Genomic DNA, 13,986 nt, shown 5'->3' on the forward strand with positions numbered 1-13,986 from the left:
ATAATACACCTCAAGTCTTATTCTTTAGGGATTTTAGTTGAATATCCAATCATTTTTATTATTTGATTATAGATTATATATTAAGTTTGAAACAACTGCAATCGCTGAAAGGCATAAAAATAAAAAAGAACCCATATAGGGCAATGTCATTAAGTTAATTGAAGATTAAGCGAAAAATATACTCTACCAGTGAAGAAACTTATCGATTACAAGTCGTAAGTTTCTTTCTTTTAGCGCGCATTTTTGATTTTAAACATGACAAAAAGACAGAATTGCTTCTGCCAGATTGATTTAGTAATTAATTTAAGCTACTCTATATAGGAAGCCTCTGCATTGCTTTACTTTTATGTCTCTAAAGAAGTTACGACCTTCTCTGACTGGGTAAATGTATTTGCTAATAAGTGCTTCTACATCAGGTGGATGCTTATCATTGAAACATCTTAGAAATTTTATGCATATGGTCATGGCAACGGTAAAATTAGCTTGGTAACTGTATTTTCTGTTGGAATCCTGTTTGATGACAACGTCAAGAGTAATCATCTCACAGAAGTTATACAAGATCATCTTTGCGAATATTTCTTGTTTGATATGCGCCACCTTTTTTGAATTAAAATGCATCAATCCAATAGTGTGTTTTAATTCTCTAAATGAGATTTCAATCCCCCAACGTTTGTGATAAAGATATTTAATGTCTTGCTTCGAAAAATTCCCTCCTAGATTGGTAACTAAGTATTGGAATTTTCCTTTCTCAATTTCTATACAAACTACCCTAAAAGTCAGTTGGTAGGTTTCCTTACTCCCAATCGGCAAAAAATCAAAAGTTGAATGTTGAGCTATAAATCGATAGAGTTTTGGAGCTGATTTAACCTCATTTGTCTGTCTTCTAGTCATTAATACGGACACTATTTCATCAAATTCTTGACCGATGGGCAATTCTGCCTTTGAAAGGATTCCTTTTCCAATATCGCATGCTTTTACTCTAATGACATACTTCCAGCCCTTCTCATGCAGATGGGCTAAATTGTTGTATGCTTCATAACCTCGATCCGCAATAAGTATGACCTTTTCTGACAATGGAGATCTCTTAATCATCTCGATAAGGCCACGAAATTCACTAAATTCCCTATAAGCTTGAATAGTCGCATCAAGGTAGAGCTTGTTACAGATATCATAAAGTGCATTTACATGTAGAAAATTGAGACCATCAGAATATTGGTTAAGAACAACAAAAGTATCCTTGTCAGATGGATCGCGAAATATTGGTACTTTAGAGCCGTCAACTGCTAAAAGTCGATAACCTTTATATTTCTTTATTTTTTGAAATGACTTGCTAAACTCTTGAAGAATAAAAAGAAGAGCGGATGGCTTTAGCTTATTTCGCTGTTGTATGAAGGCTGAGGCTGTTGGCAAAGAGGCATCAAACTTAAAGAATTCAAGAAGCTCTTTGTTTTGCGAGCCTGCTCCCATGGTAATGAGCAATTCGACAACAGTCTTTAAAGACAGTTTTCTGTTTCTGACGAAGTCTTTACGAGGATTATTTACAAATTTCTCACGATTCCAAAGAAGCTTTTGGATAGATTGGTCTAAGTTATACTTGATTGACCTTGGGTAATTATTCATTGGTAAAACCTCCTAAAAGTACTGTTTTTTTAAGAGGCTTCGCCACATTTTTTAGCTACTTTGTCAAGCTTTTTATTAGATTTATTGCAGAAAAAAAGAGCCTTATGTTTTCTTAAACATAAAACTCTTTCATATTTCTTAACTTAATGACATTGTCCTTTAGGGGACGCTTTTTTTTTTTATGTTTCACTTTATTTGATTTTGGTGATCTTTCATAGTAACATTATGAACTTTGATGGGATAAGTCCTTGTCGTTGAAGACTTCACATGATTTTAAAATTGCCGTCTTAAGGCTACTTTCAACAGTTTTTGCAGCTTGCTCTAAACTTGAATCGGCAAGTAAATTTATAAGAAAGGTTGGTTTAGGCATACCAACGTAAATGTCGCCATGATTTTCATACACAATAATCTTACAGGGTAAGAAAAAACCTGCTTCATGATTGATATTTAAAACTTCCAAAGCCTGCTTGGGGTTACATACCTCAAGAATTGTGTATTTTCGATCATAGTCCAACCCCTTTTCAACCAGTTTCCCTTTTAAATCAAATTCCCATAACACACCAAATCCATGTTCTTTCAGACTATCTTTTAAATCTTCGATTGTATCTTCAAAAGATTTATGAGACTGAATTTTATAGTTTACATCCATAGGAACCTCCTTCAAGTTAAAAAACATATTTTTCCTATATAAGAGTATACCCATCATTTCATACTTAGAACAAACTTTGATGATCTCATTAATTTTTTTGAAAGGAAAATCGCTTGATTTCCATTTCAATAAAGGCTTCTATTGCTGCCATGCGCTTTGCATCTTTTTCTGTCAAGATTGTATAAGCTACCCCCATGTTACCTGCTCTACCAGTTCTACCAATGCGGTGGACATAGTTTTCAGCATCATCAGGTAAATTATAGTTGAAAACATGAGAGACCCCCTCTACATCAAGGCCACGTGCGGCAACATCTGTGGCGACTAAATATTGAATTTCGTCGTTGCGAAAGGCGTTCATAACATTTTCTCTCTTGGCCTGAGTCAAGTCACCATGAAGGGCTTCAACACTGTAATTTTTTTCCTTAAGGGCTTCATAGAGAGACTGTGTGCCCATGCGACTTCTGCAGAAAATGATGGCCTTTTGGGGATAAGATTGTTTTAAGAGCGTAATAAAATCATCCAGTTTCCTTCTGCCGGAAGTTTCTAAAATAAATTGCTCAATAAGGTCAAGGGTAATCCTAGCCTTAGGCGCTACTACAGTTTTAGGATTGCTGAGGTAGTCCTTTATAAATTGTGCCACAGTGTCACCAATAGTTGCAGAAAAGCAGAGTGTTTGATGTGTGGTTGGCAAATAGGTGAAAATTTCATCTATATCTTTTTTAAAACCAATATGAAACAATTGATCAGCTTCATCCACAACAATAGTATTAAGGTTTGAGAGTTCAATACTACCGCGTCTAAGATGATCCAATATCCGACCAGGGGTTCCAATTACGAGATGTATTCTATTTTGGAGTTTATGGAGCTGGGCGAGAACATCCTGACCACCATAGGCTGCCAATGATTGAACTGGGATAATTTCAGATAAATCTTTAGCAACAGAACGAATTTGAATGGCAAGTTCTCTTGTAGGTGCTATGATGACACATTGAATTGCATCGCTTTCCAAATCTATCATTTGAAACAATGGAATTAAAAAAGCAAGTGTTTTTCCAGTTCCTGTTTGAGCTTCGGCAATGAGATCATGTCCTTTTATAATCAAAGGAATACTCAGGGCTTGTATTGGTGTTGGTTCTATTATATTTTGAGTAGATAGGGCATATACCATATCTCCTTTTACGCCTAGTTTGTAAAATGACAATGTGGACCTCTTTCCTTATATGAATCAGATCGTTTTAAGACCTCTTAGGGGTGGTACTTTTTTTGACATATCAAATTATTATATCAGAAAATGTAGGAAATACATCAATAATTTTAAAAAAAATGCAAATAAGTTTGACAGGAGGTTCTAAACGTGATATCCTTAGTTGTTGCTTAAATTAGTAGTAAAGAATTTAACAGGATATTTTATTGTATAGTATGATCCTAATTAAAGTTATTTGTTGCAAAGATTTAAGGAAAAAAAAATTAGGAGGTACACGTTATGATGAACGGTACAGTAAAATGGTTTAACTCAGATAAAGGTTTTGGTTTTATTACAGGAGAAGATGGTAGAGATGTATTTGCACACTACTCACAAATCAACTCTGATGGATTTAGAACTTTAGAAGAAGGTCAATCAGTAACTTTCGAAGTTGCTCAAGGCCCTAAAGGTCCTCAAGCTGAAAATATCGCTATCGTAAGATAGTAAACCATAAAGCCCTATGCATTTGCATAGGGCTTTTTTATATGTCGTTGGGCTATTGTCAATAATATAAGGTCACCATTAAGGTTATACATAAAAAAATCAAGTCATATATGACTTGATTTTTGAGTTTGCGATTTATTATTTGAAAGTATTGAATTTAATAGGGGATTATTTTTGATGCTCATGAGTAGATTTTGAAATGGTGACATTTAACATTTTCTCAATATCGGCAATCATAGGCTCATCTTTAGGTGTAACGAAGGTAATGGCCTTTCCGTCTTCGCCCATTCTACCCGTTCTACCAACACGATGAACATAAATTTCAATGCTCTCAGGCATATCGTAGTTATAAATGTGCGTAATCCCTGTAACGTCAATACCACGAGATGCGATATCTGTTGTAATGAGATACTGAAATTTAGCTTCTTTGAAGTGTCTCATGATGCGCTGTCTCTTGTTTTGTGTGATATCACTATGAAGCTTTTCGCAAGTGTATTTAAGCTTCTTCATTTCAGCTTCCAACTTATCTGCACGTACTTTTGTTCTACAGAATATGATGCCTAAAAAAGGATTTGTCTCATCTAAAGTTTTAAGGAGTGCCTCCATTTTCCAGCGATCGGAAACCATAACCACATGTTGATCGATAACATCTAAGGGTTTGCTTTCGGATTGGGCATCTAGAACAATAGGCTGCTTCATGTACCTATAAGTCAATTTTTTAACTTTAGAATCCATCGTTGCTGAAAAACAAAGTATCTGAGCCGTAAATTTTCCTAAATAAATAATTTTATCAATATCATTTCTAAAGCCCATCATAAGCATCTGATCGGCTTCGTCTAAGATTAGAGTAGTGACTTTTGAAAGGTCAATCGTTTCACGATCCAAATGATCCATAAGCCTTCCTGGTGTTGCAATAATCATATGAATAGAGTGGTTTAATTTCTTTAATTGCGTTTGAAGGTCTTGCCCCCCGTAGATAGATAGGATGTTGATTTCCATATCTTCAGTGAGTTTTTTAGTGACCTCAGTTATTTGTATGGCAAGCTCTCTGGTAGGTACAAGTACCAAAACCTGAATATTAGACAACTCTGTGTTAATGCCTTGAAGTACTGGCAATAAAAATGCAAGGGTTTTTCCTGAACCTGTTTGTGCCTGAGCGATCACATCGGAATGCTTTAATATCTCCGGTATAGAGATACTTTGAATGGGTGTCGGTGTGGTAATACCGATTTTTTTTAATTTTGGAGTCCAATCTTGGCTTAGACCAAGTGATTCAAAAGTGATCATGGCAACCTCGTTTTCTAATTTTTTAACCAAATAAGCATATCATAAATAGGCGGATAGTCAAGGGTAATTTGACCAATATCCAAATAAATGGTAAAATAGAGGTATATGTGAATTAGAATAAGTGAGTAAATGGATATGTAAGTAATCGTATGTCAATTTGGTAGATGGTTATAAACGATCCTAAACAGTTGAAAGCTTATTTGAAAAACAGGATTAGAACTGGGGTCTGCACAGGTCCGATTGGAAATGTGCTATACTATGAAAATGGTATAAAGTGAGTCATTCGGCGAAACTTAGGCACTCTAACTCTATTGAGGAGTTAGGGTGCTTTTTATATTATATATCATTAGTTCTCATCCAGTTTTGAGCAAGAATGATCAACTTGCGAAAAGCGGTTAGATTAGAGCGGTAACGGCAAGACAAGGTTTTGGCGGTAAATGATTATATACAACAAAACTTGAGCCAAAAGCTGTGAGGAGGCGTCTTTAACCTCAAACAGCGTCAGCGTAAATTGGTTTGAGACATCGAAGATGGCTCAAATGTTGTTTAAAGGAGGAATTATATGAAACAAAGCGGAAGAACGCCTTTACTAAGGGCGAGACAACTGGAAAAGTTATTAGATATTGGTGAGATTTACATTAAACTTGAAGGCGCTAATCCCACTGGACATAAATATGATCGAGTGGGTGAAATTATGATAAGAGATGCAATTGCTAGAGGGTATGAATGTGTTTTGGTCAATGGTTCGGTCAACTATATCAAATCCCTTCAGTATTTTGCAGAACTTAACGATATAGAGGTCCTCATCCCACAATTTAAAAATGAAGCATGGAAGTCAAAGCGATTTAAGAGCGAATATCTACTGAACCAAAAACAGACATTACGAAGTCAACAGATGTCTGTTTTAAAGGCAATTGCTCTTGAAAAAAATTATTATCTTGCCATTGAAGGCAGTATGAAGACACAATTGAGTAAGACAGCACTAGAAGAAATCACTGAAGAGGTTGTAACCCGATTGGATCATAAATTAGATGCAATTTATACCCAGTTAAATTACGGATACACCTTTACAAGTATCTACAGTGTACTCTTAAAGCATTGGATTGATGGCAAATTGACACAAATGCCTAACATTGTTTGTGGAACACCCAAAATTGGAGAAGCTTATGAGCTTGAAGAAGCAAAATCGAGTGAACTCTCAAAATGGGACCCAGTTGATGAAAAACTTTTGCAGGATCTGAAAAAATCAGTCTGGGAGACCAATGGTAAGCTAGTGACGATAGAAATGAGTGAACTTGTTGAAAGTGCCAAGCTTCTTAGAAAGGCAGAACATTTAAAAGTATCCAATAGCGAAGCCTATGCCTTTGCTGCATTTTATAAGCAGGCCAAAGCCGGTCAATTAGAAAAGGGCAGACACATTATTATATTGGATGAAGGTCGTAGTGATGTCAAAATTGAAAATGTTAATGATTTTGAGGATGTTTCTAAACAAAATCTAGTGCAGTATACAAGAGAATGGCTGGCACAATATTCTGATTCAACCTTGGAAACTGAAGATGCCATTCAAAACGCTGTGGATAGAGGTTTTATTTTGCTTGCTTCCAGAAATGGTGAATATGAGGGGATTTGTATTGTTGTCAATTTAGGCTTTAAAGATTTTATTCCAACATATCATTTGGCCTATATTGGAACTCAAAAAGGCAGTAAGGGCAGGGGTGTAGGTACTGAACTCATCCAAAGAGCACTGGACTTAACCTCAGAAAACTTGTCTCTTCATGTGGATCTGGACAACAAGGGTGCAAAAAGACTCTATGAAAAGCTAGGATTCAAACACAAATACAATCGTATGATTTTTCAAAAACAGTAGTTATGGGAGCACGCGAATTTGAATTTCGGTAATGTAGAGGTTTGGATCGCTTGAAATGAAATGATCAATTAGAACTCTTTCAAGTGCAAATGTATCGAGTTTTAATTGATTTGCATTTGCATATTTTAGGATTTGCTTGTAGTATTCAGGAGCTGTAAAGTGGTCCCCCTTAAAACACAAGGTAAGCCACTGGCCTTCAGGAAGCTCGGCAATCAAGGAAGAGTTGACATCGTGCGCTTCTGAAACATCCAAATAGAGACCTGTAAATTGTGTTGGGTGACGTTGATCTATTTTTAATAGGTCAACAAAAAAACCAATGTCTCCAATGAAGAGGCTAGGTGGCATATCATCCGCCTTTTCAAATTTTAACATGGCAATTTCCCAATCAAGAGGACTGCTAATGGCTTCGTCCAATCTCAATATGGTGCGGCTTGGCAAATGTTCAATTTTGATATGTCCAAGGTCTTCAATCCTGTGAATGTAGGATAGGGATTGCATTCGCTTTTCAAGCCTTTTTTCGAGAAACTCCAAATGCTGAATTTTTAAGCGCGTCTGTTGGAGTTGTTGATCTAAGATGCTGACATAGTGCTCTAGACTTCTGGTTTCCAAATGTAACTTAATTTCATTGATAGAAATGCCAAGATGTCTTAAATAAGTAATTAATCTAAGTTCTTCAATCTTCTCAATCGTGTAATATCGATAACCGTTATCATGTTGACCAGAAGCTTTAAAAAGACCGATTTCATCATAGTAGCGGATGTTTCGAGTAGATACACCAACAATCTCAGAAAGATCTTTAACGGAAAGTTTAAGCTTCAATTGGCACCTCCTTTTTATTCCATTTTACCATAAAGGGCTTGACTTTACACCTACTGTAAGGTTTATGATGGTTCTAATATTAAGGAGGCAGAAAATGAAGTATACAGTTGATCCATGGCTATTTGAAAAAAACCCAAACATAATTTTTGCGATTGTTATCGGGAAAAATTTAAAGAATACTACAACCACCAAGTCAGATGATTTTGATTTAGACCAATCTGAATGTCAACTAAGAGAAAGAGTATCACTTGATGCCATAAAAACGCATCCAGATTTTTTGGTTTATAGAGATGCCCTTACTCAGGTGGGGATTAATCCCAATAAATATATGAATTCAGTTGAAGCCATGAGTAAGCGGGTTATCAAAGGCGATAAGTTACCTCGCATTAATGCACTTGTTGACCTTTGCAACGCAATTTCTTTAAAGCATGTGGTATCTCTAGGTGGACATGACTTGGCTGATATAGATGCAGATTTAATGGTGAGGAGAACAGTTGATGGCGATTCTTTTTTGCCCTTTGGAATGGAAGCATTTGAGCGTGTACCACCTAATGAAGTGGTATTCACAAGTGGTAACAAGATTCAAACCAGACAGTGGCTGTGGCGGCAGAGTGAACTTGGCAAGATGACGTTAGAGACAAAAAATGTTTTTTTTCAACTGGTTGGTTTTAAAGGAGACCACTTAGTAAAACTACAAAGTACAGTAAGAGAACTAGAGCATTTGATTCAGAATAGATTCAATGGCAGTTTTGAAACCTTCTTTGTTGATGCAAATCAAAATGAAATTCAATTTGAGTATGAAGGTTAGCCAAGTTGAAGTGAAAAAAGTGAATGTTAAATAATGAAGCTAAAAAGTGAAACTTATATAAAACAAGTGTATAAATAATGGAACACATAAACGCTTTGCTAGAGATTGGCAAAGCGTTTTTTATATCCACTAATCATAATTTGAGGTGGTTAAATGTTAAATTAAAGGTTATAATAGTGAATGTTATTTAGAGGTGAGGAGAGATTCGATGAAGTTAAAGAAAGAAGATCGATTGAATTTTTTAAAGGCAATAATGATAACGGTACTACTAAGTGAGATGTATTTTTATCCCTTTGATAGTGACTTTAGGTTTTCAGCAGGCATTATTGCTCTAAATTTGATAATATTGCTCTATGACACTTTTTCTTTTACAAAATTGGCAATTGTATCGGGTAGCATTATTGTTGTGTTCAGGATTATATCCAGTGCCTTAGTAGCGGATATAGGTATTGCAGATGCCTTTATGACACATTTACCAACACTCGTTTTTTATACATTGTTTGGTGTCTTGCACACATTTAGAAAGTCATATGAAAATAGATCTCAAATTACATTATTCCTATTTTTGATGGCGGGAATAGATATTTTTGCAAACACGACTGAGGCAGTTATCAGAGGGACGATTTCATATAAATTACTACAGTTGATTGTTTTGGTGGGAATCATAAGATGTGTCATTGCTTATGGCCTTTATTTGGTCATAAAGTCCAATGAATTATACATTAAAAATTTGGAGCATCAAAAAAGATATGCACAACTCAATTTTTTAGTTTCAAATGTTCAAACAGAGCTCTTTTATTTAAACAAATCACAAAAGGATATAGAGGCTGTTATGAGTAGTAGCTATAACCTCTACCATTCAATTTCTGAAATGCCGGAATATGCGGATATGGCGCTTGAAATTTCAAGAGGTGTCCATGAAATCAAGAAGGATTATTCAAGGGTTATGGCTGGATTTAAGGCCTTTATTGAAGGTGTAGAACAAGAAGATACCATGAAGTTGAAGGATGCTTTCAGCATTATTGATGCAAATACAAAGAAATTGATAAATGAGTTGGGAAAAGAGGACCTCATCAATATTGTGATGAAACCAAAAGATGATTTCAATCTTAAAAACTATTATGCACTTTTTACAATGATTAATAACTTAATCATAAATAGTATAGAAGCTGCAAGTCAACCTATCCAGATCAAAGTATCTGAGTACAGTGATGAGAACTATGTTTATTTTGAGGTTGAGGATGACGGTGTGGGCATTGACCCTGATTTGATTCCCTTTCTATTTAATCCAGGTTTTACGACTAAGTTTGATGCAACCACAGGAAAGGCTTCTACGGGTATGGGGTTGTCACATGTAAAAAGTACACTTGAAGGTTTATCGGGACAGCTCGATTTTAAATCTCAACCCAATGTTATAACTCAATTTACAATGAAAATACCAAAAAATAAACTTGTGAGGAGAGCGTAAAATGAAAACGATTATGATTATAGACGACGACCCTTCAATTGTAAAAATGCTTTCAATGATTGTTGACGAAAATTCACTTGGGAAGGTCTCTGCGACATTAAGCAGTGGTGAGCACGCAGTGGATGAAATCCTGTTTTACAGACCGGATATTGTTTTGATTGACTTACTCTTGCCTGTTAAGGATGGCATTAAAATCATCCAAACCCTTAAGGCTAAGCAGTTCAAGGGAAAGTTTATCATGATCTCACAAGTTGAGGATGCCCATATGATTTCCAATGCTTATAAGGAGGGGACCCTTTTTTATATTTCTAAACCGATTAATGCAAACGAAGTAATCAGCATTATAAGGGAGGTTTCTAGAGTTATTGACCTGGAGTATTCTGTTGCAATTATCCAGGGTGCTTTAATGCCCCTGTCAAAAACACCGTCGATAGACCCTAAAATAGATGTTCACAACAGACTCAATCAAATTCTAGTAGAGTTAGGTATATCTTCGGAATCCGGAATTGAAGACTTGAAGGCGGTTTTATTTGACATAATGAAACAGAAGAACGCCAATGTAGAAGGGAGTTATCAGCTCCAACAAAGTTATGAAAACATCTCTAATGGACAAAATGCTCGTACGGTAGAGCAACGCATAAGAAGGGTAATCAACAAGGCATTTATCTATTTGGTTGAGATTGGATATGACGACCCATACCATCCCGTGTTTCAAGAATATGCAGGTTTATTGTTTGATTTAAAGCAAATTAAAATGGAAATTAGACGTGTCGATGACGAATATAGACCTAAAGGCAAGGTAAACATCAAGAGATTTATTGAAGGCGTTCTGGCAATTATGAACAAAATTCAATAATTCCTTGCAATTATTAAACATTTGTCATCCTGTTTTGTAACGTCTTGTTACAAATTGTAGCACCCCCATACAATGTATTAAGAACGAATAATGTTCAAAATAAGTTTATGGGGGAAGAAAATGATCGTAAAATTAACAATGATTCAAATGGCATCACTCTCTGTTGTTGTCTTATATTTAGGACAATTACTCAAAAAGAAATTCAACGTATTGGAGAAGTATTGTATTCCTTCACCAGTAATAGGTGGTATTGTCTTTGCACTTTTAACTTTGACCTTTAAGGTGACTGGTATATTAGAGTTCGAAATGGATACGACGTTACAAAGTTTTTTTATGATTACTTTTTTTACAACGGTTGGTTTTACAGCATCACTTAAAATGCTGAAATCAGGTGGAAAAGATGTTATTCTCTTTTTAATCCTAGCGGCAGTTTTGGTAATCTTCCAAGATATCATCGGTGTGAGCCTTGCAAAATTATTTAACTTAAATCCTTTGATTGGACTCTCTACAGGATCTGTACCAATGACTGGTGGTCATGGAACCTCTGGTTCTTTTGCACCAAAGTTTGAAGAGCTAGGTGCATTTGGTGCAACTACAGTTGCTATGGCTTCAGCTACATTTGGTTTGATCGCTGGAAGTACAATTGGTGGGCCAATTGCAAATAGCCTTATTAACAGATATGAGCTTCACCGTGAACATCCAGATCATAGCGATGCTAAAAAGGTATCTATTTCTGAGACACCAGATGTGACTTCGGCAACATTCTTATCAGGGGCTTCATCAATCTTGATTGCAATGGGAATTGGTACAATTTTGTCTATGTTACTTGAAAAAACAGGTATGACATTCCCGCCGTATATTGGCGCAATGTTTGCAGCTGCAATTATTCGTAATATAGTAGATGCGTCAGGTAAAATGGAATTAAAAACATTTGAAATCGATATCATAGGAAACGTATCCCTATCTTTATTCTTATCAATGGCCTTGATGGGCTTAAAATTATGGCAGTTAGCAGATCTAGCATTGCCTTTAGTCGTTATGTTAGTGGCACAGATGGTATTTATGGCATTCTTTGCTTATTTCATTACCTTTAACATCATGGGTAGAAACTACGATGCAGCAGTTATGGCGGCTGGACATTGTGGCTTTGGTATGGGTGCTACACCTAATGCAATTGCTAACATGGAGGTTGTTTCGTCGAAATATGGCTTTAGCTACAAGGCGTTTTTCATCTTACCTTTAGTAGGCAGTCTATTCATAGATTTTGTTAACGCTGGCGTTATCACTTTCTTTGTTAATCTTTTTCAGTAGAGTCTAATAATCTAATAAATATATAAGCACATCTTGTGATTTAATCGCACGATGTGCTTTTTTATTATATACAACAAAATTTGAGCCGAAAGCTGTGATGAGAAATGTTTAATCTCAAACAGCGTCAGCGAAAATTGGTTTGAGACATCGAAGGTGGCTCAAATGTTGTTTTTAACAAACCTTGAAATTAGGCCTTACATATGGCTTGTTTTCACCTGTATGATTTTAGGAAATTTTAAGAATCAATTTAACACAGATTTACAATTGATTGTTAATCTATAAAAAAATAGGGATAAAAATCATGGAGGACATATGAGACAAAAGCGTATTTGGATTGTTGTGGCGGTTTCAATTGTGATTGTAATAACGGCATTTATAACAATTAAAAATAATGAGCGTCTAAAAACGGATGATAGCGAAATAAATGAAGCCAGTGAATTTGCCATATTGGAAATGCCCTTAAGAGAAACCTATACAACGACAGGAACCATCACACCTGAAGAGGATGACATCTTGGTTGCACCTTTTGATTCACGAATTTCAAAGGTCAATGTTGAACTGGGGCAAAATGTCAAAACGGGCGATCTATTATTTGAACTGGACCCAACGACAATTGAATACAATATAAGGTCACTTGAGTATGATATTGCAGTAATAAAAAGTAGTATTGAAAGCGAGTCAATTGTTGGCAGCCTTACAAAGGAAAATACACTTAAGGAAGCTGAACAGACATTGGCCAATGCTAAAGAAGAACTTGATCATGGCAACTTGCTATACAATCAAGGCGCTTTATCAAAAGCAGAGCTAGATGCATATGAATTAACTTATGCAAATGCAAAAAATCGACTTACAGAAGCACAAAAATCTCTTGATGCTTATTATGCTGAGAATAATATTCTTCTTTTAAAGAAGAAACTTGAACTACTAGAATTGTCACTTCAAGACTATAAAAACGATTTAGAAGAGACAAGAATTGTAGCGCCTTTTGATGGTGTCGTTACTTCATTATTTAAGTCTGCTGGAGATGTTTTAAAAGAAAATGATGAAATTTGTCAGGTGACCAATATGTCACTTTTGGATGTTGAAGCGAGCATTAGTGAATATGACTTACAGAAGTTCGCAATTGGCATGCCTGCAACAATTTCTACCTTATCCAATAAGTTAAAAACATATACTGCTGAGGTTTCAGAAATTGGTTATTTGGGTGAAACAACAGGTAGTGATGTTACATTGCCGATAAAACTTAAAATTGATACAAGTAATGATGTAGATATCTTACTGCCTAATTTCACAGTAACCATTGAAATTTTAACAAATTCATCAGAAAACGCTCTGGTAGTGCCTTTTGAAGCCGTGTCTAAGAATTTCAATGGTGAGAGTATTGTGTTAAAAAAGACCGGCGATGTCATAGAGCCTCTTGTGGTTAAAACAGGGATTACCAATGAGCTTTATATGGAAGTCATTTCTGATGCGTTACAGGTTGGTGATATTATCGTATATGAGACATCCGTTGAGAACTCACAAACATTCTCAAGAGGTATCATTCCAATGGGAACACCCCCAGATGGTGAAGGACCAGGTGATAGAGTCAGAAACAATAATTAGGGAGGTGAT

12 protein-coding genes are annotated in these 13,986 nt (G+C 35.7%); 7 read left to right on the forward strand and 5 right to left on the reverse strand.

The features are described from left to right. Positions 1–303: 303 nt before the first annotated feature. From AC220I_RS02835 to AC220I_RS02845, 3 genes are all read right to left on the reverse strand, one after another. The gene (locus AC220I_RS02835; protein WP_486722301.1) at positions 304–1,620 is read right to left on the reverse strand and encodes an IS4 family transposase; all 1,317 of its coding nucleotides are present in this window, start codon (positions 1,618–1,620) and stop codon (positions 304–306) included. Between the two features lie 223 nt (positions 1,621–1,843). Continuing rightward, positions 1,844–2,269 (reverse strand): DUF302 domain-containing protein, encoded by a 426-nt coding sequence (locus AC220I_RS02840; protein WP_486722302.1) that lies wholly within the window; start codon positions 2,267–2,269, stop codon positions 1,844–1,846. 88 nt (positions 2,270–2,357) lie between these two features. Then, the gene (locus AC220I_RS02845) at positions 2,358–3,470 is read right to left on the reverse strand and encodes a DEAD/DEAH box helicase (protein WP_486722303.1); all 1,113 of its coding nucleotides are present in this window, start codon (positions 3,468–3,470) and stop codon (positions 2,358–2,360) included. 285 nt (positions 3,471–3,755) lie between these two features. On the opposite strand from AC220I_RS02845, the gene AC220I_RS02850 reads away from it, so the two are divergent. Continuing rightward, positions 3,756–3,956 (forward strand): cold-shock protein, encoded by a 201-nt coding sequence (locus AC220I_RS02850; protein WP_486722346.1) that lies wholly within the window; start codon positions 3,756–3,758, stop codon positions 3,954–3,956. A gap of 168 nt (positions 3,957–4,124) precedes the next feature. On the opposite strand, the gene AC220I_RS02855 is transcribed toward AC220I_RS02850, so the two are convergent. Continuing rightward, a complete protein-coding gene (locus tag AC220I_RS02855) occupies positions 4,125–5,240 on the reverse strand; it encodes a DEAD/DEAH box helicase (protein ID WP_486722347.1) in 1,116 nt (371 codons plus the stop codon). A gap of 565 nt (positions 5,241–5,805) precedes the next feature. On the opposite strand from AC220I_RS02855, the gene AC220I_RS02860 reads away from it, so the two are divergent. Next, entirely contained in the window at positions 5,806–7,110 is a 1,305-nt protein-coding gene (locus AC220I_RS02860) for a pyridoxal-phosphate dependent enzyme (protein WP_486722304.1), read from the forward strand. Here the strand turns inward: AC220I_RS02860 and AC220I_RS02865 are convergent, their stop codons facing one another. After that, positions 7,111–7,929, reverse strand: a complete 819-nt coding sequence (locus AC220I_RS02865; protein ID WP_486722305.1) for a MerR family transcriptional regulator — start codon at positions 7,927–7,929, stop codon at positions 7,111–7,113. Between the two features lie 94 nt (positions 7,930–8,023). Between AC220I_RS02865 and AC220I_RS02870 the strand changes: the two genes are divergently transcribed. From AC220I_RS02870 to AC220I_RS02890, 5 genes are all read left to right on the forward strand, one after another. Continuing rightward, entirely contained in the window at positions 8,024–8,737 is a 714-nt protein-coding gene (locus AC220I_RS02870; RefSeq protein ID WP_486722306.1) for a B3/B4 domain-containing protein, read from the forward strand. Between the two features lie 208 nt (positions 8,738–8,945). Continuing rightward, on the forward strand, positions 8,946–10,205 hold the full coding sequence (locus tag AC220I_RS02875; protein WP_486722307.1) for an ATP-binding protein: 1,260 nt from the start codon (positions 8,946–8,948) through the stop codon (positions 10,203–10,205). Between the two features lies 1 nt (position 10,206). Next, entirely contained in the window at positions 10,207–11,061 is an 855-nt protein-coding gene (locus AC220I_RS02880) for a DNA-binding domain-containing protein (RefSeq protein ID WP_486722308.1), read from the forward strand. A 120-nt stretch (positions 11,062–11,181) separates the two neighbouring features. Further along, positions 11,182–12,372, forward strand: coding sequence for a sodium/glutamate symporter (gene gltS / locus AC220I_RS02885; protein ID WP_486722309.1), 1,191 nt, complete (start codon positions 11,182–11,184; stop codon positions 12,370–12,372). Between the two features lie 312 nt (positions 12,373–12,684). Then, complete coding sequence (locus AC220I_RS02890; protein ID WP_486722310.1) at positions 12,685–13,977, forward strand: efflux RND transporter periplasmic adaptor subunit; 1,293 nt, start codon at positions 12,685–12,687, stop codon at positions 13,975–13,977. Positions 13,978–13,986: the final 9 nt, after the last annotated feature.

Source organism: Fusibacter sp., from assembly GCF_057447755.1.